21 protein-coding genes, 2 tRNA genes and 1 pseudogene are annotated in these 24011 nt (G+C 37.9%); 1 reads left to right on the forward strand and 23 read right to left on the reverse strand.

Annotation, left to right across the window (positions count from 1 at the left end; translation table 11 throughout):
* Positions 1 to 273: 273 nt before the first annotated feature.
* From H6F47_RS12090 to pstS, 15 genes and pseudogenes are all read right to left on the reverse strand, one after another.
* Positions 274 to 1089, reverse strand: a complete 816-nt coding sequence (locus tag H6F47_RS12090; protein ID WP_190649338.1) for a formylglycine-generating enzyme family protein — start codon at positions 1087 to 1089, stop codon at positions 274 to 276.
* Between the two features lie 16 nt (positions 1090 to 1105).
* The gene (locus H6F47_RS12095) at positions 1106 to 1399 is read right to left on the reverse strand and encodes a hypothetical protein (protein WP_190649341.1); all 294 of its coding nucleotides are present in this window, start codon (positions 1397 to 1399) and stop codon (positions 1106 to 1108) included.
* Positions 1386 to 1679, reverse strand: a complete 294-nt coding sequence (locus tag H6F47_RS12100; RefSeq protein WP_190649343.1) for a BrnT family toxin — start codon at positions 1677 to 1679, stop codon at positions 1386 to 1388. Before H6F47_RS12100 ends, H6F47_RS12095 begins: the two co-directional genes overlap by 14 nt.
* A gap of 326 nt (positions 1680 to 2005) precedes the next feature.
* Positions 2006 to 4514, reverse strand: a pseudogene (locus tag H6F47_RS12110) (formylglycine-generating enzyme family protein).
* Between the two features lie 20 nt (positions 4515 to 4534).
* Positions 4535 to 5590 carry a MoxR family ATPase gene (locus tag H6F47_RS12115; RefSeq protein ID WP_190649349.1) on the reverse strand — a complete coding sequence of 352 codons (1056 nt, stop codon included), beginning with the start codon at positions 5588 to 5590 and terminating at the stop codon, positions 4535 to 4537.
* Between the two features lie 9 nt (positions 5591 to 5599).
* Positions 5600 to 6688 carry a hypothetical protein gene (locus tag H6F47_RS12120; RefSeq protein WP_190649351.1) on the reverse strand — a complete coding sequence of 363 codons (1089 nt, stop codon included), beginning with the start codon at positions 6686 to 6688 and terminating at the stop codon, positions 5600 to 5602.
* Positions 6689 to 6806: 118 nt separating this feature from the next.
* The gene (locus H6F47_RS12125; protein WP_137667812.1) at positions 6807 to 7058 is read right to left on the reverse strand and encodes a hypothetical protein; all 252 of its coding nucleotides are present in this window, start codon (positions 7056 to 7058) and stop codon (positions 6807 to 6809) included.
* A 21-nt stretch (positions 7059 to 7079) separates the two neighbouring features.
* Entirely contained in the window at positions 7080 to 7949 is an 870-nt protein-coding gene (locus tag H6F47_RS12130; protein WP_190649353.1) for a trypsin-like peptidase domain-containing protein, read from the reverse strand.
* Positions 7950 to 7963: 14 nt separating this feature from the next.
* The gene (locus tag H6F47_RS12135; protein WP_137667814.1) at positions 7964 to 8293 is read right to left on the reverse strand and encodes a CU044_2847 family protein; all 330 of its coding nucleotides are present in this window, start codon (positions 8291 to 8293) and stop codon (positions 7964 to 7966) included.
* A 229-nt stretch (positions 8294 to 8522) separates the two neighbouring features.
* A tRNA-Cys gene (locus tag H6F47_RS12140) sits at positions 8523 to 8594 on the reverse strand.
* A gap of 180 nt (positions 8595 to 8774) precedes the next feature.
* Positions 8775 to 9368: a chromophore lyase CpcT/CpeT gene (locus H6F47_RS12145; protein WP_190649355.1), complete on the reverse strand. Its 594-nt coding sequence runs from the start codon at positions 9366 to 9368 to the stop codon at positions 8775 to 8777.
* Between the two features lie 296 nt (positions 9369 to 9664).
* Entirely contained in the window at positions 9665 to 10447 is a 783-nt protein-coding gene (gene pstB, locus H6F47_RS12150) for a phosphate ABC transporter ATP-binding protein PstB (RefSeq protein WP_190346255.1), read from the reverse strand.
* A 49-nt stretch (positions 10448 to 10496) separates the two neighbouring features.
* A complete protein-coding gene (pstA, locus tag H6F47_RS12155; RefSeq protein ID WP_137667817.1) occupies positions 10497 to 11378 on the reverse strand; it encodes a phosphate ABC transporter permease PstA in 882 nt (293 codons plus the stop codon).
* A gap of 110 nt (positions 11379 to 11488) precedes the next feature.
* Positions 11489 to 12490 carry a phosphate ABC transporter permease subunit PstC gene (pstC, locus tag H6F47_RS12160; protein WP_137667818.1) on the reverse strand — a complete coding sequence of 334 codons (1002 nt, stop codon included), beginning with the start codon at positions 12488 to 12490 and terminating at the stop codon, positions 11489 to 11491.
* 222 nt (positions 12491 to 12712) lie between these two features.
* Positions 12713 to 13753, reverse strand: a complete 1041-nt coding sequence (pstS, locus tag H6F47_RS12165) for a phosphate ABC transporter substrate-binding protein PstS (RefSeq protein ID WP_190346208.1) — start codon at positions 13751 to 13753, stop codon at positions 12713 to 12715.
* 701 nt (positions 13754 to 14454) lie between these two features.
* Here pstS and H6F47_RS12170 point away from each other — a divergent pair.
* Positions 14455 to 16254: an aspartate kinase gene (locus H6F47_RS12170; RefSeq protein WP_190346209.1), complete on the forward strand. Its 1800-nt coding sequence runs from the start codon at positions 14455 to 14457 to the stop codon at positions 16252 to 16254.
* Positions 16255 to 16999: 745 nt separating this feature from the next.
* Here the strand turns inward: H6F47_RS12170 and miaE are convergent.
* The 8 genes from miaE to H6F47_RS12210 all read right to left on the reverse strand — a co-directional run bounded on the left by miaE (position 17000) and on the right by H6F47_RS12210 (position 23585).
* Positions 17000 to 17599, reverse strand: a complete 600-nt coding sequence (gene miaE / locus H6F47_RS12175; RefSeq protein WP_190346210.1) for a tRNA isopentenyl-2-thiomethyl-A-37 hydroxylase MiaE — start codon at positions 17597 to 17599, stop codon at positions 17000 to 17002.
* Positions 17600 to 17696: 97 nt separating this feature from the next.
* Positions 17697 to 18467: an SDR family oxidoreductase gene (locus tag H6F47_RS12180; RefSeq protein ID WP_190649357.1), complete on the reverse strand. Its 771-nt coding sequence runs from the start codon at positions 18465 to 18467 to the stop codon at positions 17697 to 17699.
* Positions 18468 to 18643: 176 nt separating this feature from the next.
* Positions 18644 to 18728, reverse strand: a tRNA-Ser gene (locus H6F47_RS12185).
* Positions 18729 to 18785: 57 nt separating this feature from the next.
* Positions 18786 to 19715, reverse strand: a complete 930-nt coding sequence (locus H6F47_RS12190; RefSeq protein ID WP_190649359.1) for a TIGR04168 family protein — start codon at positions 19713 to 19715, stop codon at positions 18786 to 18788.
* 411 nt (positions 19716 to 20126) lie between these two features.
* The gene (locus tag H6F47_RS12195) at positions 20127 to 20666 is read right to left on the reverse strand and encodes a WcaF family extracellular polysaccharide biosynthesis acetyltransferase (protein ID WP_096571449.1); all 540 of its coding nucleotides are present in this window, start codon (positions 20664 to 20666) and stop codon (positions 20127 to 20129) included.
* Positions 20667 to 20791: 125 nt separating this feature from the next.
* Positions 20792 to 21580: a Uma2 family endonuclease gene (locus H6F47_RS12200; protein ID WP_190346213.1), complete on the reverse strand. Its 789-nt coding sequence runs from the start codon at positions 21578 to 21580 to the stop codon at positions 20792 to 20794.
* Between the two features lie 300 nt (positions 21581 to 21880).
* Complete coding sequence (locus H6F47_RS12205; RefSeq protein WP_190346214.1) at positions 21881 to 22654, reverse strand: glycosyltransferase family 2 protein; 774 nt, start codon at positions 22652 to 22654, stop codon at positions 21881 to 21883.
* Positions 22655 to 22886: 232 nt separating this feature from the next.
* Entirely contained in the window at positions 22887 to 23585 is a 699-nt protein-coding gene (locus tag H6F47_RS12210) for a methyltransferase domain-containing protein (protein WP_190649361.1), read from the reverse strand.
* Positions 23586 to 24011: the final 426 nt, after the last annotated feature.

Consider the following 24011-nt stretch of genomic DNA (forward strand, 5'->3'; position numbering starts at 1 on the left):
AAGAGATGGCAAAGAAATTTTCCAATCTCCTCCTGACTCCTGACTCCTGACTCCTGACTCCTGACTCCTGACTCCTGACTCCTGACTCCTGACTCCTGACTCCTGACTCCTGACTCCTGACTCCTATGCCCTCACGGAAAGACTTTCTCAGCAACCCCTACTTACAACCTGAAAAAAATTTTAAAAGCTGACTCCGCCATGGCGGAATCAGCTTTGTCAAGGCAAGGATAAAGGAAAGAAGGGTAAAGGGCAAAAGGGCAAGAGTATAAAGGGCTACGAAGTCCGCGCAGTATCACACACAACACGAAAACCGAAGTCGTCGTAGCCGAAGCCCGCATCATTATAGTCGCGACGCGCCGAACGGCAATTTCCAGGATTGTAGCACCAAGAACCACCGCGCAGCACCTTTTCGTCATTATTAGACTCGTCGCTTATCCATGCGCTACCATCTGTAGGTGCATTTTCATAATTCTTATGCCAATCATCTTCACACCACTCCCACACATTGCCGTGCATATCATATAACCCAAATTCATTTGCTACTTGAAAACTGCCTACTTCTGTGGTTTTTTTTTTATAAACTCCTTCTACTCCATTACCATAGGTGTAGTTACCGTTATAATTTGCTAAATCCGTTGTTATTGTCTGGCCAAAATGAAAGGGTGTGGTTGTTCCTGCACGACAAGCATATTCCCATTCCGCTTCGCTGGGCAGTCTGTAGGGTCTTTTGGTGTAGTTTGATAGTCTAGCGCAAAACTCCACCACATCATGCCAAGAAACCTGTTCTACAGGGCGTTTTGCTCCTTTAAATTCCGATGGGTCTGGTTTTAGTTCTTTGTTGACTTGAGGTAACTGTGCTACCGCTTGCCATTGTGCCTGGGTAATGGGATATTTACCCATTGAAAAGGGCTTGATAGTGACTTTGTGTTGCGGTCTTTCGCTGCTATCACTTCCCTCTTCATTTTCTGGTGAACCCATGATGAAAGTTCCCCCAGGAATTAGCACCATTTCTAATTCAATGTCGTTTCCTAAGTTTTCTATAAAATATCGGGCGGTTTTTTTATGGCGATTAATAATAGTTTTGGGCATGATTTTTGCTTATTTTTTATTTAATTGTTTCTGCTTGAATTTCCTGCATAATTTGAGAAACTGCTTCTTCTGATTGCAGATGACGGGATAAAACCTGTGCAGTTGTATTTAATAATCTTTCATTGAATAATTTAGCTATATCTTCTCTTAAACCTTGCCCAATATAAAATTTTAACAAGGCTTCTATAGACATATCTTTATCCGCAGCTATTTCTTCAAGAGAAGCTAAAGTATCTACAGGTATTTTGAGAGAAACAACCTCTGTAGCACGGGGACGTAGTTGTAATTTTATTTCTTCATGATTGCTCATATAATCTCCTTTCGCTTTTTGTGGCTAGACGTGCAGAAATAATTCTGTTTCGGGTTTTTCGTTCTACATAAACAACTAACAATAATCGTTGTGATAATGAATAACCCAAAATGAAATCTCGTTTTTCATTATTATCACTGGCATCTCCTTCTTGATAAAAGGGGTCAAAGAATACTTCTACTGCTTCTTCAAATCTCACACCATGTTTAATAAAATTGCTCTCAGCTTTATTTATATCCCATTCAAATTCAATTCCCTGATTTTGGTAAACAAAAGTCATTAGTTATCTAATTTTACTATATTTATTTTTGTCTGAATCAGGATGTCCAGGATTAAAGGATTAACAGGATAATACTTGATTTTCAAGCATGATTAATCTGAATTATACTAAATCCGGTTCTCATACCCCTTAAAAAAATACTGGATTTTCACCCATGATGATAATGTTTCGTCTTTATTATAAGTGGATTTTGACAACCGCATTTGGTATTATTCAAAATTATCAACCCATCCTGTAAATCCTTTAATCCTGGACATCCTGATTCAGACACTCGCTAAGGGTAGAGGAAAGAAGGGTAAAGGGCAAAAGGGCAAGAGTATAAAGGGCTACAAAGTCCACACAGCACCACACACAACACGAAAACCGTCGTAGTTGCCGTCGAAGCCCGCATCAACATAGTCGCGACGCGCCGAACGGCAATATACAGGAACGTCGCCCCAAGAACCACCGCGCAGCACTTTCGCGTTGTTATTAGGTTCGTCGCGTACTCACGCGCTACTATTTGCAGGTGCATTTTCATAATTATTATGCCAATCATCTTCACACCACTCCCACACATTGCCGTGCATATCATATAAACCAAATTCATTTGCTACTTGAAAACTGCCTACTTCTGTGGTTTTTTTTCTATAAACTCCTTTTACTCCATTACCATAAGTGTAGTTACCGTTATAATTTGCCAAATCCGTTGTTATTGTCTGGCCAAAATGAAAGGGTGTGATTGTTCCTGCACGACAAGCATATTCCCATTCCGCTTCGCTGGGCAGTCTGTAGGGTCTTTTGGTGTAGTTTGATAGTCTAGCACAAAACTCCACCGCATCATGCCAAGAAAGCTCTTCTACAGGGCGGTTTGCTCCTTTAAATCTCGATGGGTCTGGTTTTAGTTCTTTGTTGACTTGAGGTAACTTTGCTACCGCTTGCCATTGTGCCTGGGTAATGGGATATTTACCCATTGAAAAGGGCTTGATGGTGACTTTGTGTTGCGGTCTTTCGCTGCTATCACTTCCCTCTTCATTTTTTGGTGAACCCATGATGAAAGTTCCCCCAGGAATGGCTACCATTTCTAATTCAATGTCGTTTCCTAAGTTTTCTATAAATTATAGTAACAGTGGCACATTCAAATTCAAAGGTTTTGATTTCTGGAAAATCTAACTGTTGTGCTAAACGCGCATAATCTCCCCCTAAATTTTGCAATACTTCCTTAGTAATCTCCGCAAAGGGAAGAATTTCTGCTTTGGTGTTTTCATCCCAGTCAGAGTTAGCAAATAACAAAGCTTGAAAATTCTTGATTTGGATGCCAGCTTTCTGAGCTATATATTGAGAAACAATCTCAAATACAGCATCAACTTCTGTCTTTCTAATAGAACGAAGTAAAACTTCTCTCACTCCTTTTACAAATTCATATCGCCATATTTCTGGTTGATTTTCTTCGCTCACTAACTTTAATTCTAACAACCCACTCATAAAAATTTCCGCCAAAATAATTGGCTTCCTTGGTTGGGGCAACATTTTTTCCTGAATTAAATGAATTACAGGCATACTTACCGGAGCAGATGCCATATAAATCGCCAATTTTCTCGCTAGAGGGGAAGCACTATGATAAAATGTATTAACTAATTTATTAACTAATTTATTAACTAATTTATTAACTAATAATTCTGGTTCTTCTATTGTTTGTGAACTGGATAATTTATCTGTAGGTATTAATTCTTGCCAGTTCGGCATAAATACAATACCCACAGTGTCCATAGTACCTGTACCAGCCATCACTTTTGCCCAATATTTTAAAGATTCAGGTTCTAAAATCACAATAGGTAACTTTAATGCTTGATTGGGTTTTTCTTCTAACCAGATAGGGAAATCATGAACAGTCAATTGAGAATTGCGTGAACCTGGTTCAATCGCACTTAATGAAACGGAAATACCCAAATCTAAAACTGTGCGTTCCCATAATTGTTCGGGTAATAATTGTAGAACTGTTACCGGAACTTGTTTAGACCATAATTCTAATAATTTGTGTATTTCTCCTTGCCACCATAAAGAGGAAATACAGTCACTAATTAATAATATTAACCGTCTACCATTAGGTTCTAATAATTCTTTGCGACTGCGGGAACGTTGTTTTTTTGTAGCTTTTTTCTGCTGGTGAAAAAATTGCGGTTCACCATCATTTGTGCGTAAATTCCAAGTATAAACATTTCTAAAAGCTCCATGTCTTTCCATTAATTTGCGAAACTCATTAATAGTTTCTTCCCAAACAACCGTAGCGCGGTTTTCTTCAACAACTAGCACCAAATCTAACCAACGTTCTCGCGCAGGTTTTAAAACTGGTATCCAAACATCATTTTCTGCTATTTGTTGAACAGTATTTTCTTCATCTAAAACAAATTTTATCCGAGATGGAACTTTTCGCATCAATGGCCGCAATGACCTACCAATTTCTAAAGCATTAGGTAAAGCAGCAACAGCAGGAGCTTTAAAAGGTACTCCTGATGATGAAGGTGTTGGTTTTTCAGGGGTTGGTTTTTCAATAGAATTAGAGGATGAATTAGAATCTATATCATCTTTAGTATAAGTTTTAGCTGTGGGTGCTTCTGTTTTTTCTTCTGTAGAAGAACCTAAATTTTCAGATTTTGTAGATGTTGAAGGTTCTCTTAGATTAGGTAGTATATTAGCGGTAGTCTGAGAACTCTGATTTGATGGCGGAACTTTATCAACAGATGCAATTGCTGATGGTAATTTTATCTGATTTGCTAACCAGAGAGCATCAGCAATATCCTCTGCACTCATGTCCAGTTCTAACTGTTCTAAAAGTCGAATCAATCTGTTAATCATGAGTCCTCTTAGCTATCTCATTAGCTATTTAAATATTTTAATATTTCTGCAATCAACTTTTCTTTAGTTGTACCTGTGGGGGATTGTTCATTAGTGACTAAATAGATAGCATTGAGAAGTTGGTCTGTTGCTAATTCCCCATTTAGACGTTTTTTGATAAATTGATCAATTAAATTATCTGCTTCTTTAGATAGTTTATCATCTAACTGTAGATGTGCTTTAACTATCCGTTCTAATTCTTCTTGATTAGGTTCTTGAATATCCAATCTAATACAACGTCTTAAAAAAGGAGGAGGAAAATCTCGTTCACCATTACTGGTTAAAATCACAAAAGGAAAAGATGTACAGCGAACCCTACCTTGTTTAATAGTAGCTTTTCCATCTTTATCTGCTGTCTGTACTTCTACCTGATCTAATTTATCAGCTATGCGTCTTAGTTCCGGTATTTCAAACTCTCCCTCTTCAAAAATATGCAATAAATCATTAGGTAAATCAATATCACTTTTATCAATTTCATCAATTAATAAAACTCTGGGTTTATCAGATGGTAGTAAAGCTGTTCCTAGTGAACCCAAATTAATATATTTACCAATGTCTGCTAGATTATCTTTAGATTTTTTATCTTTTACATCTTGTAAATGTTGTATTGCCTCATCTAATAATCCTAGATTCAAATATTTACCAAGTTTATCTACATTATCCTTTTCTTTTGCATCTTGTAATCTGCCTATGGCATCATAATTATAAAGACCATCTTTTAATGTGGTGCGTGTGGTAATTGGCCAATGTAACACTTCTCCTAATCCTAATTCATAAGCGACAGCATAGGCTAAAGAAGTTTTACCTGTTCCTGGTTTACCTGTTACTAATAAAGGTCGTCGTAAATATAAAGCCGCATTGACTAATTCTACCTCTTCTGGACGGGCTTGAAATGTCTCAGCGCGTCTTTTTTTGGGGTCACTTTCACTATTATTAAAATCTCGCCAACTTGGTGGTGCTGGAAGTTTAGAACCCTCCTTTATCCACTTTTCATTAACTTCATTATTGCCTTTAAATATTTGCCAGTCGTTAGTCATAGTTATTACCTAATTGTTGATAATGATTGGGTTAGATTCAGGTGTTAAAATATAAGGATTTTCACAAATGAGAATAATATCATTTCCTAATAGATGATTATCACTATTATTAATTCGTGATTCTAAGCGGTTTATTCTCACATTTTCTAGTAATTCATAAATACAGCAGTTTAGATCATGATTTTCTCTATTTTGATAATCTGTTAAAGAAATTTTATCTCTATGACATATAGCTAAAGGAATTACATTACTCTGTAATGAACCAAAAATTTTAGAAATTTTATCAGTATCATTTTTGATATGGTCATCAAATATATTTAAAATAATACCAATTGCTTGATTTACAAAAGCAGAAAAACTGTTAGCATCATATTCATGTATTTTTTGAAAATTATTACAGTTTATATTCTGTAATTTCTCCCATTTGTCAATCCACTGTTGTTTTTTGACTCTCAGATATTGTTTGTCTAATCGTTCTACATCTCGAACAATTACTCTGTACTTCTCACCAATAGGACTTATTTCACCAAAATCATTTATTTCCCATTGTTCAACAGGATAAGTAAGATATTCTTTAGGTAGAAAAAATACTATATTTATATGTTTTTCTAGAGAAACATTTATTTTTTCGGTCAAGAGAGAATTTAAAATTTTGGGGATATCCTGAATTTTAAAACTTTGATCATGAGAATCACAAATATCAATTGTATGATAGTATGAGCTATCTATTATATAATTTTGAATATTAGGAATAACCCAACCACTAATTTTAAATCTTGGATTTTTTGATCTTGATTTTGTTTGTAATGGTTCTATTTTAATTAATATATATGATTCTGGTATAATATTTGGGTTTGGCTCATCCGTACTATGTGCAGATGTTGAATCAAAATTTTCTATATCAGATTTTAATTCTTCTATTTTCTGATCAGTATCCTTTATTTCTTTGTAAAGGATGTCTATTCGTCGCTGCAAGTTATTTTTATCTTGAGCATTTCCCGTTGCATTAAGTTGTTCACAAAGTGCTTCATAATCCTTTTTTAGCTCTTTGTATCTCTTTTCTAATTGCTCAAGTTTAATATCATCAGGTTTTGCCATATTATAAAAAATCTCCATACCATAATTTATTATCAAAATTGTTTAATTATTTGATTAGATGGGTAGGGATTTATCATTGCTAAACCCCTATAAATAGATGAGAATTTGTCATAGGAAATTATTTACTTTCCTTTTTGATTGCTTGTCTCACCACTTCTATATCTAACTCCAATATACGAGCAATTTGTTCTACAGTTAACCCCTCACGTAACAGTTTAGGAATCGTTTCTAACTTCACCTCTTCCTTGATCTCTTCCCTAACTTCTTCCTTAACTTCTTGATAAAATCGAGTTTGTTGCCATTCTGTTAATCCAAACATTGCTTCTAACTCCTGACGGCTATAGGATGAAAATTTGTAAATCGTTTTCATTTTATCATTTTAAAATGGTGATCACCCGATCATTTTTAACTGTTCAACGACATCATTCATATCCTTTTCAATCCTGTTTAATTGTCGCTGCAAGTTATTACGACTTTCGGCATTTTCTGTATAATTCAATTGGTTATAAACGGCTTCATAATCGCCTTCTAAAATTACTAATCTTTTGTTCAATTCCCTAGCTTTAATTTCTTGGACTCGACTCAAAGAGGGAGAAGAATTTATTGATTGTTGTTGAACAGCTTGATTTAAAAAACTCCAAGCTTCAACTAACACAGTTGTAGGTATCATAAATGCCGCTTTCACACCCTCTCGCTTTTTCTCTGCGGCCACGGCCATTCCCACAACTCCCTGTAATGTTTCATCCCAAATAGGAGAACCACTAAAACCCGGTTCAATTTGATATCCAGTAACTTTAATTGCTTCTATCTGTATCCAGCGAGTAGCTTGGACATCACGCAGTTCACCATCAGCCCAAACACCAGTATCATGTCCTTGGGGAAAGCCAAAAATGCGGAATTTATGCTGCCAATAATCTGATGTAGTGACAAGTTTTACAGGACTTACCCCCATTGGTAAAGTTTCCTCTATCTGTAACCCAGCAATATCTTCCTTACTTTGTCCTGGGTTCACAGGTTGCCAAAATACAACCTTAGCTTTTAATTTTTGTCCAGGTGCAATCAGGGGAAAATCAAGTTCTATAATGCCATCTGGTGATTCTTGTATGTTAGTGATAATACCCAAAGCGGCTGTCACCACATGAGCGCAGGTAAGCAGATGGTACTGACTCACCAAAAAACCAGCACCGATAACTTTACCGTTTTTATTATAAATGCGAGCGATCGCACTTTTACAAGTTACAAAATAATTTGCTGTTGACATGGAAGCTGTAAATCTTAGTCTTTATTCCACTTAACAGTTACTTCAAAGGTAACTTCCCCACCCACAGAAGTTAATATAGCGCCAGCATCAGCACTGAGTTTGACACCAAACTTAACTTCCATTTCTTTCGGACCTAAATCTTTAAATTTATTATTCAGACTAGCCACCACAGGCTTAATATTATCTATCGCTTCCGAAAATGTTTTTTGTGCCTTTGCAATTTCCTTACCAGAAGGTAGTGCCACTTTCTCAATAGCAGTAGATGTATCTTCTGATTCTTCAACTTCTACTAAAAAAGCTGTTCCATCTTCTAAAGCAAACTCAACTAATACTTTTTCTGCCATATTACATATATATGTTGCTATTCAGACTATGCAACGTCAAATATACAACATTGCCAACATATTTGTACAGCAGAAAATAGCACTAAAGACAGTTGTCTTATGGCTAAAGGCAGACTTACCCCAAAATTACCCCAAATTTATCCCAAACAACAAAGGACGAGCATTAAACCCGTCCCTGTAATGATTATTAAAAGCCTTGAATTGCTTGGTTTTGGCTGTTTTCTCTCAAAGGCGACACCCAGATTCGAACTGGGGGATAAAGGTTTTGCAGACCTCTGCCTTACCACTTGGCTATGTCGCCGCACTCACAACTACTTATATTATCACCTTTATTCCCAAATTGCATCCCCTGGGGAAAAATTTTTTTGGTGATTGGTGATTGGTGATTGGTGATTGGGTTATTAACTTCCCCTACCTCCCCTATTCCCTATTCCCTTTTAACTTCTTAACTGTCACCTGTCACCTGTCACCTGTCACCTATTCAAGATAACTTCACCTCATCTGCAAAGTTACCCCAGCGCACAAAGTGAAATGGACCTGCGACAGAACCCCAAAGATGCTCATCGGTGTCTGGATCTCGTCCTTTGTCCCAACTGATGAACTTATCTCCATCAATTTCAAATTTACTATCCAAGTAGGTTCTTTGTCCTTTGCGGACGACGATACAACCTTTACCTGGTTCAACGTGGCCTCTAAAACAATTCCCAGTCCACTCTACAATCATGTTACAACCAGAAAGTTTTTCCAGGCGATCGCTATTTAACTGATATAACCTTCCTAAATCACGGGATGCACCGAAAAAGTCTTTTTCCTCTTTTACCGTGTAGTTTTCAATCAGGATTTTCTCACCCTCTGTCACTAACTTCAATACCCGCAACCGATAAGGGTCATTGAGCATATAATCATAAGCCTGTTCTACAAAAAAACTCACCCCCGATAACAACCCATAAGGGAGAGGACGCATACAGACACGAATATGGGCGTAAAAAGCCGGATTTTCAAACACTTGAGCTTGATTACTAAAATCAGCGGCCATCCAACGGGCTAAGGTAAGAATATCAGTGGAATGAGTCATGACAATTTTGGATTTTGGATTTTGGATTTTGGAGTAAGGATTCTGGTTTTGGTAGACAGGCTCAAAACTCCTTGACTCACATTGCTTTATTTTAAAGCTTGGTGCGTCACGTTAATTAATGGGGAAATCAAAATTCAAAATTAACAACCGAAAATCAACAGTTCTGATAGCGGTTTTCTGTTCGATGAGAATAGATCATCAAAAAACTCAGATAAAAATCTGACCTATATCTCCTGTAATATTTCACAATCCCAAATCCCAAATCTAAAATCTAAAATCTAAAATCTCAAATACCATTAACCAAAGCGTCCTGCAACATAATCACGGGTACGCTCATCTAATGGATTACGAAAGATTTGACTTGTAGCACCAAATTCTACCATTTGCCCGATCCTACTTTCATCGGTGCTAAAGAAAGCAGTAAAATCAGAAACGCGGGTTGCTTGCTGCATATTATGAGTCACAATCACTATTGTTAACTCAGATCGCAAGCTATGAATCAATTCTTCAACTTTCAATGTAGCAATAGGATCTAAGGCTGAACAAGGTTCATCCATTAATAAAACTTTTGGTTTCACTGCTAAAGCACGCGCAATACATAAACGTTGTTGCTGTCCACCAGAAAGACCTAATGCAGATGTGTTAAGTTTATCTTTCACTTCATCCCAAAGTGCTGCACCTTTGAGCGCCGATTCCACTATTTGATCTAATTTAAATTTGGGACATTTACCAGCAATTCTCACACCATAAGCAACATTTTCATAAATACTCATGGGAAAAGGATTTGGCTTTTGAAATACCATGCCAATTTCTCGCCGCAAACGATTAATATTAATGCGGGGGTCATAGATATTTTGTTCATAAAATTCTATGCTTCCTTCAACTTTGACTTTACCTTCTAATTCACTAATCCGGTTTAAGGTTTTAATGAAGGTAGATTTTCCGCAACCACTAGGACCAATGAGTGCAGTAACTTGGTTCTTATAAATATCTAATGATATGCCTTCGATAGCTTTGTAATTACCATAATAAAAACTTAGGTTTTTAATTTTGATTGCTGGAATTAGGTTACTCATGATTATTTTAGTGATAAAAAACGGTGAAAAGTATTGGTGAAACAATTAATAATTACTTGAATCTGCTTTTACTACTTAATAAACGAGAGATGAGACTAAAGAACAAAACTAAACTCAATAAAATGATAGAAGTCGTCCAAACTAATTTGTTAATTTCTGGGTCAGGATTATTGTAAAGATTGAAAATTAATACAGGTAAAGAAGCAGTCGGACTCATTAAACTATCGGACCAGTTTTGACTAAATAAAGCTGTGAAAAGTAATGGTGCTGTTTCACCTGATGCACGGGCGATCGCTAATGCAATACCTGTAGTAATTCCGGGAATTGCTGATTTGACAACAACCCTAAATGTAGTTTGAAATCTTGTTCCTCCTAATGCAGCAGAAGCTAAACGTTGTTGAGTGGGAATTAGTTTTAATGCTTCCTCTGTTGTTAAGGCAATTATTGGTAACATAATCACAGATAAAGCAAAACCACCAGCAAAGGCGCTAAATTTTTTAGTAATTAAAACAACGACTCCATAGGCAAACATTCCTACAACAATTGAAGGTACACCTGTGAGGATAGAAGTTAGAAACCGCACAAAATTAGTAATTTTATTAGTTTTACCAAATTCTGCTAAAAATATGCCGGTCATTATCCCTATGGGAATGCTTAATAATGCCCCAAAACTAACCATAATAATAGTACCAATAATGGCATTAGCAAAACCATTTTCAATCAGTGGAAGGTAAAACATTTCTGATTTTAACCCAGAAATTCCCCTTGATATAATTTCCCACAAAATTGATGCTAGTGGAAACAATGCCAACAAACTCAATATGAATGATAAACCATTCATGGCATAGCTAAACAAACGCCTCTGAGTTGGTAGCGGGCTGAGTAATTCTTTAGGTAAAGATTCAATATTTTCTGGATTTATATAGCTACTCATGGGATTTTGGATTTTGAATTTTAGATTTGGGATTTTTTGAGATGTTTCTGAATTTATGAGCAATCTGTTTGTCTATATTTGAAAGCTGATAACTGATGACTTAATGCTTACTAAGAATTTTTCTTGCGTACCCATTGCACTAATAGCACAGCACCGATATTAACTGCTAAGGTTAAAACAAACAAAATCAAACCTAAATAACTCAATGAACCAATATGTAAACCAGGTTCAGCTTCGGCAAATTCATTAGCTAGAACAGCGGGAATTGTATAAGCTGGATCAAGTAAAGATAGACTAATTTGAGCCGAGTTACCAATTACCATTGTGACTGCCATTGTTTCACCAAGTGCGCGGCCTAAAGCTAACATTGCTGCACTTACCATTCCTGAAAAACCTGCTGGTAATAACACCCGAAAAATGGTTTCCCAACGAGTGCTACCTAAAGCCATAGATGCACTGCGTAATTCTTTAGGAACAACCATCAAAACATCACGAGAAATAGCCGCCATTGTTGGTAAAATCATAATCGAAAGAATAATTCCCGCCGTTAACATATTATTACCTGTGGGATATTCAGTATTAAACAAGGGGATAAAATTAAAAGTTTTACCTAACCATTGTTCAAAGGGTTCGATAATGGGAATAAATACAAAAATTCCCCATAAACCGATAATTACACTGGGAATTGCAGCAATTAATTCTACTACAAAAGCAATAATATTTCTGACTACTAATGGTAAAAAGTCTTCACTCGTTACTAGGGCGACTGATATTCCTATAGGCACAGTCAATAAAATAGCGATCGCACTACTCACTAAAGTACCATAAATATAAGGTAATGCCCCAAAAACTTGATTGCCTGTATCCCATTCTTGACTCCAGATAAACCCTAAACCAAATTGAAAAACCGCTGGTTTAGCTTCTTGAAAAATTACCCAAGTCATGACAAATAAAATTGCTACAGTGATGGCAGCAAATAGATAAACTAGAAATGTAAATCCTTGATCAAATCTAAAATTTAATCCACCAGTAACAGTTAAGTTGATATTTTCATCATTTACTTTTAAGTCTGATGATTGATGGTAATCATTCTTCTCAAAGGAATTGGGCATAATTAATCAAAACAATTAAAGTGAAATATTTAGTTATCCAAAGTTAAATAGTGAATTGAGAAAGGATTTAGGATACAGATTACAGGATTCAGAATCAATGAGAGTTTTCCATTTATGATTATTCTGACTCCTGACTCCTGTACGGGCGAAGCATTCGGGCGATAAATTTTCAATTTTTTCACAGGCTATTTTCCGAATGCTTCGCCCCTTGCCTAGTTTTGATTATTTAACAGTGCTATTCACTGTTTGTAAAACACGATTGACAACACCACTAGGAATTTTTGTGTAATTCATGTCATCATTAAATTGTTGACCATCTTTAAGTACCCAGTTAATCCATTTTTTAATCGCATCTGCTTTAGCTGGAGTGGGATAATTTTTATAAATCATCATCCAAGTTAAACCCACAATAGGATAACCCTGATTAGGATCACCTACAAATACACGATAGTTAGCTGGAAAAGTTACACCTGATAAAGCTGCATTTGCAGTTGCTAAGGAAGGTGCAACAAATTCTCCTTTTTTATTTTGTAATTGTGCTGATTTTAATTTGTTTCTGGTAGCGTAGTCATATTCAACATAACCAATAGCTCCAGGAGTACGAGCAACTAAAGCAGCTACACCAGGATTACCCTTTCCTTTCAAAGCGTTGGGTAAATTCCATCTTGGTGCAGTATTAGCGCCAATTCTACCTTTAAAGTAGGGATTAATAGAACTCAAGTGATTGGTAAAAATGAAAGTTGTACCGCTACCATCAGCACGAACTGCAAATTTAATCGGTTGGTTTGGTAAATTTACACCTGGGTTATCAGCTTTAATTTGTGGATCATTCCAGTTAGTAATTTGTCCAGAAAAAATTGCTGGTAGGGTTTTACGAGACAATCTAAGTTGGCTAACACCTGGTAAATTGTAAACTACCGAAACCGCACCACCAGCAGTAGGTACTAAAATTACACCATTTTTGACCTTGGCCATATCTGCATCTGTCATGGCTGCATCACTAGCACCAAAATCTACAGTACCAGCTATAGTTTGACGAATACCACCACCACTACCAATTGCTTGGTAATTAATTTTTAATTCAGGATGTTTCTTTCTTACTTCCCGTGCATAACGTTCATAGAGAGGTGCGGGAAAAGTTGCTCCTGCACCGTTCAAAGTCTGAGCTTGAGCAACTGCTGTGAAAATAGGACTAAATGCTACGGCCGCTGTTACTACAGAAGTAGTGAATGCACGGCTAAAAATGGTGGTTGAAATGTTCATAATGCCTCATTTTGAAGGATGTTTTACCTGATGGAATTACAGCCTTAAATAAAGTTCATACTTGCTGATTAACTAGAAATTAATAACCGTCAAAGAATAGATTAAACTATGTTTAAATTTCTTCCTAAAGGAGTAGTGATAGTAATTTTGTTCACCAAGTTGTGTAAAGCCGAATCATAATTTTTATGATTTTATGCAATTAAATGTATATTCACAGTTGTAAAAGTTGCGTGTTTCACCATAAATAAACCCAGCAGGGTCATTATCAGAACCCCTGCTAGGAAATTAGTTGATATTTGTGCCATGTTTGCGCGGATCAGCGTTTATTTGTCCTAAATAATGCCTACCCCTACTTAAAATAACTATATATAGTATGTAAATAGGTTAAGAACAATCATATAATAGGTTAAAATGCTGTTAAACTTATTTTTCCTCAATTCGTAAAATTGCAGAGTTAAATAAGTCGGCTTGAAAAAACCGAGGTATGTTACAAAAAGTAAAATCTCTGAAAGTCTCTTACCTCTTGCCTCTTGCCTCTTGCCTTGCCATAACGATAAATTTTAACGCCTACCTACTTAAATTACTGAGTGGAAAATCCAAATCGCTGATATTTTAGTAATCTAAATTAATGGTAAATTTTCAAAGCTTCCCGACGGAGGCATTGATCACAGCACAATTTGAATATTCAAACATCTACAGTTATGGCGCTCATAGTTCAAAAATACGGTGGTACATCTGTTGGTTCGGTGGAACGTATCCAAGCGGTTGCACAACGGGTTTATAAAACTGTACAAGCAGGAAATTCCGTTGTCGTCGTCGTTTCCGCAATGGGTAAAACCACCGATGGATTAGTTAAACTAGCTAATGAAATCTCTAAAAGTCCTAACCGTCGGGAAATGGATATGCTGCTTTCCACAGGGGAGCAAGTCACCATTGCTTTACTAAGTATGGCTTTGCAGGAAATTGGACAACCTGCTATTTCTATGACTGGCGCTCAGGTAGGTATTGTTACTGAAGCTGAACATACTCGCGCTCGCATTTTGCATATTGAAACAGAGCGTTTGATGGGGCAGATTAATTTAGGTAAAGTCGTTGTTGTAGCTGGTTTCCAAGGAATTTCTAACACTACAGCAATGGAAATTACCACCTTGGGGCGTGGTGGTTCTGATACTTCCGCAGTGGCTTTGGCGGCAGCTTTGGGAGCAAATTTTTGTGAAATTTATACAGATGTTCCAGGGATTTTAACTACAGATCCGCGCCTTGTACCGGAAGCGCAGTTAATGACAGAAATCACCTGTGATGAAATGCTGGAGTTAGCTAGTTTGGGTGCAAAGGTATTACATCCCCGTGCGGTGGAAATTGCCAAAAATTATGGTGTTCCTTTGGTGGTAAGGTCTAGTTGGACGGATCAGCCTGGTACATGGGTAACATCGCCAAAAGTGCAAGAACGGGCGTTAGTCAATTTAGAATTAGCTCGTCCTGTGGATGCGGTAGAATTTGATATTGATCAGGCTAAGGTATCTTTATTGCGTGTTCCCGATAAACCAGGGGTAGCAGCAAGGTTATTTAATGAAATTTCCCGTCAACAAGTAGACGTAGATTTAATTATTCAATCAATTCATGAAGGTAATAGTAACGATATTGCTTTTACCGTAAATACACCAATACTAAAACGAGCGGAAGCTGTAGCTTCAGCAATTGCTCCAGCTTTGAGAAATCAACCCAATTCAGATGAAGCAGAAGTTTTAGTAGAAAATAATACTGCAAAGGTGAGTATTTCTGGGGCGGGAATGATTGGCCGTCCTGGTGTAGCTGCTAAAATGTTTGTAACCTTGGCGGAAGCGGGTGTAAATATTCAAATGATTTCTACCAGTGAAGTTAAGGTGAGTTGTTTGGTAGATGCGGGAGATTGCGATCGCGCTATTGCTGCACTTTGCAACGCTTTTGAAATTACTGCTTCTCCTGCTGTTCTATCTTCCCCAACTCCCGAATCTCCCGCAGTGCGTGGTGTTGCTTTAGACATGAATCAAGCGCGGTTAGCTATTCGTCAAGTTCCCGATCAACCAGGAATGGCGGCGAAATTGTTTGGTTTATTGGCAGAATATAATATTAGCGTGGATATGATTATTCAATCACAACGCTGTCGGGTGGTTGATGGGGTTGCGCGTCGGGATATTGCTTTTACCGTTGCCAGGATGGATGCAGAAAACGCCCAAAAGAAATTAACCCAAGTTGCAGATCAGTTAGGATGGGGTGAGGTAGTTTTGGATGGGGCGATCGCTAAAGTGAGTATTGTTGGTTCGGGAATGGTTGGACAACCAGGTATTGCCGGGAAAATGTTTACAGCTTTAGCGGAAAATAAAATCAATATCCAAATGATTGCCACTTCAGAAATTAAAATTAGTTGTGTTGTGGCACAAGATGAGGGTGTGAAGGCTTTGCAAGTTATTCATACAGCGTTTGGGTTAGCTGGAAGTGAAAAATTTGTAGTACCCGCGTGAAAATAATACTCAGATCCTCGACTTCTCAAAGAAGTCGGCGATCTATTATTAGGAATTACCATTCAAGTCTTTAGGCCACAGTAAGGGCGAAGCATTCGGACAATTAATTAGGGGTTGCTGAGAAAGTCTTTCCGTGAGGGCATAGGAGTCAGGAGTCAGGAGTCAGGAGTCAGGAGAAGATTTGAAAATTTCTTTGCCATCTCTTGAAATCCCAAAAAATGCACACTTTTTCCGGTATACCCTTCAAAACCCTTGCACTAATTTCTGTGTTTATCAGCCTCTAACCTTTGATATATCAAGGTTTTAGGTTTATTCAGCAAACCCTAATTATCGGTTTTTACCTAAAACTATCATCCGAATGCTGATGCTTCCAGCACGCTTCGCGAACGCCCCTACATTGTTGACGCGAAACCTAAATCAAAATGTGGTTTATTTACCTGAAAATAGCTTTCCTCTCTTTCTTAAAAACCAAGGGTTATTCCTAAAAAAAATATTTAAATGTTAGTTAAATTTTTCGTTTAATTTTGTACGTCTTTCACGCGAAAATTAGCCCACATTACAAAACCGCACTGAATTTGTATTTTTTTGTGTTGTATCTTGGCAAGCTCACTGTTTTAATGTTACCAAATTTGATAGGTTATAAAACTATCTATTGGTAGATAAAGGTATGTCTTATGGTAGAATCTAGCTAAAATTAGGAGATGAGAAGAGCTAAAATTTGATGATGTTTTAATTGGATCATGTTTTAACTATGAATTCGCGGTTCTGGGTGCAAGGTTGCTAATATTTCACTTTCCACAACTGCTAATTCATCAAGTCTTTGCATCACCATTTGTCTGTCAAAATAGGTATCTGCTAAAACCCAATATGTGCCAAAATGTCGCGCTTCTGATGCCATTAAACCACGATAAAATTTAGCTAATTCTGGTTCTGGACAGTTTGCTGCTAAAAGTCCTAAACGTTCATGACTGCGTGCTTCTATTAAACCAGTAACTAATAAACTATCTAAAAATTGTTCTGGTTCTTTTTTTCTGACTTGTGTTTTTAAACCTGCACCATAGGGAGGTGGTGAAAGGGGTGCAAGGGGAATATTTCGACGTTCTAACCATTGGTTGACGAGTTCAAAATGTTCTAGTTCTTCTTTGGCGATCGCGGTTAATTCTCTCACCAGTTTAGTATTTGAAGGATAACGAAACATAAAATTTAACGCTACACCTGCGGCTTTGCGTTCACAGTGAGAATGATCGAGTAAAATAATATCTAAATTAGCGATCGCTTGTTCTATCCAAGCATCACTGGTAGGTTGTTTGAGAGCGTTGATAGTTGGTAATGGTGAACTTAGCACAATTGGTAATGGGTAATTGGTAATGGGTAATTGGTAATGGGTAATTGGTAATGGGTAATTGGTAATGGGTAAGAAAATTCTACCTATTCCATTATACCTAAATCCGATTTACTAAAGTTGCACTAGCTTGATCAACTGGCATTAATATCACTTCATTAATATTAACGTGAGCCGGTCGGGTAGCACAGAAAAATACTACATCAGCGATATCATCAGCAGTCAAAGGTTGCATTCCTTGATATACTTTTTTTGCTCGTTCCGTATCTCCGTGAAACCGCACTTGACTAAATTCTGTTTCTACCATTCCTGGATCAACGGAAGTCACCCGTACAGGAGTACCCAACAAATCTAATTTTAATCCTTCCGAAATAGCTTTAACTGCTGCTTTTGTGCCACAATAAACGTTACCACCGGGATAAGTTTGATGTCCCGCAATAGAACCGATATTAATTACATGACCTTTATTCCGTTGTACCATTCCGGGGACTATGTAACGGGTAAGGTAGAGTAAACCTTTGATATTAGTATCTATCATTTCCTCCCAGTCTTGGCAGTCGCCTTCATATAATTTATCTAAACCGCGACTTAAACCAGCGTTGTTGATTAAAATGTCAATTTCTGACCATTCGGGTGGTAAATTAGTAATAGCAGATTCAACGGCCGAGCGATCGCATACATCCAACTGAAGTAAATGAGTTTCTACACCATATAATTTATTAAGTTCCCGTGCTTTTTCTTCCAACTTTTCTAAGCGTCGCGCTGCTAAAATCAATTTTGCATTTTCACGCCCAAAGACTTTAGCACAAGCAGCACCTATTCCGCTACTTGCACCGGTTATTAATATAGTTTGGGTGTTGAGAGCAATCATTTTTCACGCCTCAAAAATACTATCAAACATTTCTCGCTTTACTCTAAAATTAACATTCCTGATTTGTTGGTACTGGTTTACCAGCCTTTACATCTACAATATCTTTACCATTTGGTAGGACATTTTGCGCTCTTCTCTGCGCCTCAGCGTCTCTGCGTGAGATAAAAATCCTTCAACGGAGAGGGGGAGATTCGAACTCCCGGAAGCTTTCACTTCACCTGATTTCAAGTCAGGCGCAATCGACCACTCTGCCACCTCTCCAAATTATCTGTCAACTTGTTAAACACAAAAACCGACAGATAACAGTATAGCCTATAATTACGCCGTTGGCACTACTAAAGTAGAAGAATTATAAAAAATTTCTGCCGATACCACCTGGAAGTCATCATCTACCCAAACCAGGGAAGCTTTTGTTACCACACCCCCCTCTAACTCAACCAGGGAAAAATTCCGCCGTTTTCCCCCATTTTCTGAGATAATTCTGGGTACATTCGCCGCATTTAAATAAATAGTTCCCTCTGGACTTCTAAATATAGCTTTTCTTAACACCTTCTTAGTGTGGCGCAGATTTCGGTGCATATGACCAAAAGCCACTAGAGAAACCATTTTGTTCATATTGATACTTTGAGAAATCGCTGCTGCTAAGTCAGGATCACCAAAGTCACCACCAATAGGATGCCAATCTTTACCACAGGGGTCTTCAGGGCGATCGCCTAACCCCGTCGGTCCATTATGACCCAAAAAAATAATATTCTCACAAGCTGCACTTTTCACCGCTTGCACGATTTTATCTGCTGACTCTTCCATACTGCTGACACCATACCGTTGTTTACAGATATCAGCAAATCTCCACTCTGATCCACCCCAGGTAAAAGGACGACTACCCACTACTGTTAAATTCCAATCTGGAAAATCCAATTTACCATAACCGACTTGGGCAGATCCTAATAAATCTAATTGTTCCTGTACCCGGTCTTCCTTAGTGCGGTCATAAGGACATTTTTTCCGTCCCCATTCAGTGGCAGTGTACCATGCGTCGTGGTTGCCCATCACCGCTGCTTTGGGAATATCCAAGGAAGCGATCGCTCTAACCACATCCACTGACTCATTACCAAAATCTCCCACAAACAGCACTAAGTCAACACCCAGATGCTTGAGTGCGATACCATCTTCTACTTCCCATAGGTCGTGAACATCGCCAACTACAGCGATTTTCACAGGTTTTGATTGAGTTTTCTGACTGGTCATGCCACTTTAAAAAGCCATATCCATATATATATCAGGATAAGAAACTCTACCCCATTTGGAAATAAATTGGGAGCATCCCAATGAAGGAAAAAATAAACGCAGCCACACCAAAAACCCACTGAAACTCTCTTCCCTTTGTGTACTTTGCGTCCTTTGCGGATGTTTGGATACCTGTTAAAGGTAGGAATGGTCAAGCCTCAATTAGTTGATTACGATTGATTACGATGCCTGTTGAAAAACAACATATCATGACTGCCCCTAAAGGAGCAATCTGTTCGCCTACATCCACTGTTTCTTAGCACGGCAAAATATCTTCGCAGTTCGACACTTCGGCAATCTCAGTGACCGCAAGCTCACTGACCACCACGCTCAGATACTTTGCCGAGCGTGGTTTTGACTCACTCGATTTTCTTATAACTTTCTGGGCTTAATGGCTTGTGCAGGATTTCCTGCATAAATTGTCATTGATGCTAATGATTTAACAGCTACTCCACCCAGAGTTAATACAGCACCTTTACCGACAGTCACCCCAGGTCCAATTATTGACTTAGCAGCAATCCAACTACCTTCCTCAATATAAATTGGGGCAATTTTTAATTCAAAATCAGGGTGATTCCAGTCATGATTACCTGTGCAAAGATAGACATCTTGAGATATGCAAGCATGACTTTCTATGGTCACATGAGCTAGGTTATCTATCCAAGCATTTTCACCAATCCAGACATAATCACCGACAGTTAAGCGCCAAGGAAATTTTACCCGCACTTTTGGTTTTAGGCGCACACCTTGACCAATAGTAGCTCCAAAAATGCGGAGTATCTGCACTTTGACCGATGAAATGGGTAACCAAGAACTTTCAACTAGAGGTGATCCCAGGAAGTACCAGCACAGTTGTTTCCAATAGGGTGCACCGGGGGTATAGTTACCCAGACTGTAGTTATCTAATCGCATATTCGTAATAGACTTCTCCGAAAAAGATGTAGGGACAATTCATGAATTGTCCCTACGAATGGGTTTCAGGTTATGCTTATGTAATTTTCGGGCAGGTCTAATAGGAAAACGAGGATTTCCGCGCCTTAAATTTCTTCGGGATTAATCCCCATTTCTTGCAGTTTTGCTGCTAATTTAGCGGCTTTCTCTTCGGCTTGTTCAGCCCTTTGGCGTTCTTGTTCAGCCCTTTGACGTTCTTGTTCAGCCCTTTGGCGCTCTTGTTCTAATAATTCAGAACCCCAAAGAAGCAAATTACCGGATTCATCCCACCAGCGCAACCAAAAGGTTACCATTTCTGCTTTTTTACCTCTCCATACACCCAAAAACAGGTTTAAAGTTGCTAGGTAAAATCTTCCCTGTTCATCTGGGGATTGTTGCTGGTATTTACCGTCTGTTAAATGATAAACATCTAAGGTTCCGGTTTGAGGATGGAAGATCACATATACAGGGACTTTTAAAATTTGTTCATAAAAATACCATTTACCATAGGGATAATGGGGATTAATAGAATATTCTCCCCCCTCAGTAGCAGAGATAAATTCCATCACAATGGCGGGAGGTTCTCCTTCGGCGTGGGGAGTATAACTCCGGCGCACTTCTCCCTCTGGCAGGGGATGAACTACAGGTATATAAACCCAGTCGGGGGCTTTGACGATGGTTTTGTCGCCCACTGTGGCGCATAGCCCAAAATTGGAAGCAATGAGCATGGATTCTAAGATTAATCCAGCCAGTTCTAAAGATTCTCGCAAAGCCGCAGCCAGGAGGGGTTGAAGATTACTTTCCACTGGTTCGTCTGGTAGGGGGAAATCCGCTGGCAGTTTTTCCCATCTCACAGGGGGTAATGTGTATAAGGGATGGCGTTCTATAACTGTCATGGTGTTAAGCAATGGCTGTTTATTTATTGTATTCCGTGTGGATAATTATCGACATTTCCAGGAAATCAGCACATACTTGTTTATTTAGGGTTTGCTGAAAAAGTCCCTTCGTTGAGGCAGGGAATAGGGAATAGGGAATAGGGAATAGTTTTAGCTATCTGTTATCCCCAGATTTTCTAATTTATCAGACCCAAAATGCACAGTTTTTAAGGTATACCCTTCAAAAATCTTGCACTTTCTTTCCTCCTGATCAGCCTCAAACCTTTGATTTACGAGTATTTTGGGTTTATTCAGCAAGCCCTATTTATCCCTTTGATTAAAACTAGCCTCTATTAAATTTATACTGAGCAGAATTTCTGCTAATACTCGCTGCAATGCGTAATACAAACCATATTTACCATCTAAAATGCCTCCTTTGACAATCAGGCAATAAACCAGTATAATTAATGGGGCGATGATTTTTCGCTTACGCAGACGATCGCCTAAACTAAGTTCATGGTTCGGGGTTTCTAGGAGTTTTTTGGACTCAATCACCATGTAACGTTGTTGCGCCCATAACCAGCGATTTAATGGTTTGCGATCGTCGTGGTAAATGTATGCTGTCAGTTGACTAGAGTTACCTTCTACTAAAACCCGATGAGCGTGTCCATCATCTTGATAATTTGCTTTTTCTATTCTGTATAATATCTGGCGGGGTGGAAGTAGAGTACCTCTTAAAGGTTTACCAAACACACAATATTTAAATCTAGCAAAATAACCGTCAATGGTAGTATCTAGAGGTAAATTTTTAATCTCCGTAATTAGTTCATCAGTTAAGATATAATCAGCATCCAGAGATAAAACCCATTCTGATTTAACTTGCTCTAAGCCATAATTGCATTGACTTGCAAAGGAATCAAATTTACGTTTAACTACTGTGACTTGGGGATAATTTGAGAGAATTTCTAAGGTTTGATCTGTGCTGTAACTATCAATAACAATAATTTGTTTTGCCCAGGTGAGTTTTTCTAGGGTGCGATCGATGTTGGGGGCTTCGTTATAAGTGAGGATGAGGGGGGTAATTTGTTCTAGCATATAGTGATCTGATTTGATTCATGAATTTTTTGTAGAGGCAGGGAACAGGGAACAGGGAACAGGGAACAGGGAACAGGGAACAGGAAAGAAGGCTGTCAGTATTTATGGTGAGCGAAGCCGAACCATGTATGGAGTTCTGTTCAAAAATCAAATATTAGTCCTATAGTTGGGTTAAATTTAAGCTGTCCATTGATAGTTATCCACACGGGAGCCAGGGAATGAATTAAGAGTCTCAAAGCTCAAGTCGGTTAAAAACCGACTGAGAAATTATAGTTTCATGGCGGCTATATGCTTCCTCCAGTGTGGAAGAACACAGCATTGATTTCCACAAGTAAGGTATTCTACCTGCAAATTTAAATTCAATATTTGTATACCCCTCTGTTGTTAATAAATTTTTTAATGTTTTCACAGAGAAAAACTTGATATGTCCACCATCCCAAAGAGCAGTGAAGTGTTTATCCATTTTTCCAGAGATAGCCAGGGCTAAGTTTTTCAAATAACCATGATAGGGTGTAGTTAAAATTAACCGCCCATTGGGTTTGAGTAGTTGTTTAGTATTCCTAACTATAGCTTTAGGGTCAAATAAATGTTCAATTACCTCGCAGGAAATAATAAGATCAAATTGCCCTCCTATTTCTGTATAGGGTAAATCATATATACTTCCCTGGATAAAACGACAATCAGGAAATTTTTCCTGGGCTAATTGCACACCTGATTTAGACTCTTCCACTCCGATAACTTCATACCCTTGTTGTGCAATTAAATTAGTTAAACTACCATTGCCACAGCCAATATCTAAAATGCGTGGTTTTGGTTGATTTTTTAGGGGGGGGGAAGCAGAATATACCATTTCTAATAAAGAATTAATCAGATATTTATGATGGTGTCCGCTGTCAGCATTGGCGTAGTAATATTCGTGTTTATTAGACATTAAATATTTCTCCTTTAAATAATTTTTGTAATTTATCCACGGCATAAATTCCCTAGCTAAAGGCGTAATAAGGATTACTCACCATTATCGCTGGCTTAATGGCAAAGGCATTTGTTTAAATGGCTTATTCCCATTCCCACCTCCTTTTTCTCAATCAATTGCTTTTAATAGCTTTTAAAGGGGTGTTTTCTCACGCATTTGCATAACTTTCTTGTCTACTTTCTCTCCTTGTCTTCCAAGTCTTGCCCTCACGACAATGTAAAAAACCTACCCCTGTGAGGTGGGGTGGAGGTTGGTCTAAATCTGTTGCTTGTTCTAATAATGAAATTGTGGTTCTTTATTGTCATCAATGACACTGATTGATCCCCCCAACCTCGTACTGGATATGCAAAACTGAATCAATCTTAGTTAAATTAGTAAGCATCG

Source organism: Sphaerospermopsis sp. FACHB-1094 (assembly GCF_014696195.1).
Lineage (GTDB): Bacteria > Cyanobacteriota > Cyanobacteriia > Cyanobacteriales > Nostocaceae > Sphaerospermopsis > Sphaerospermopsis kisseleviana.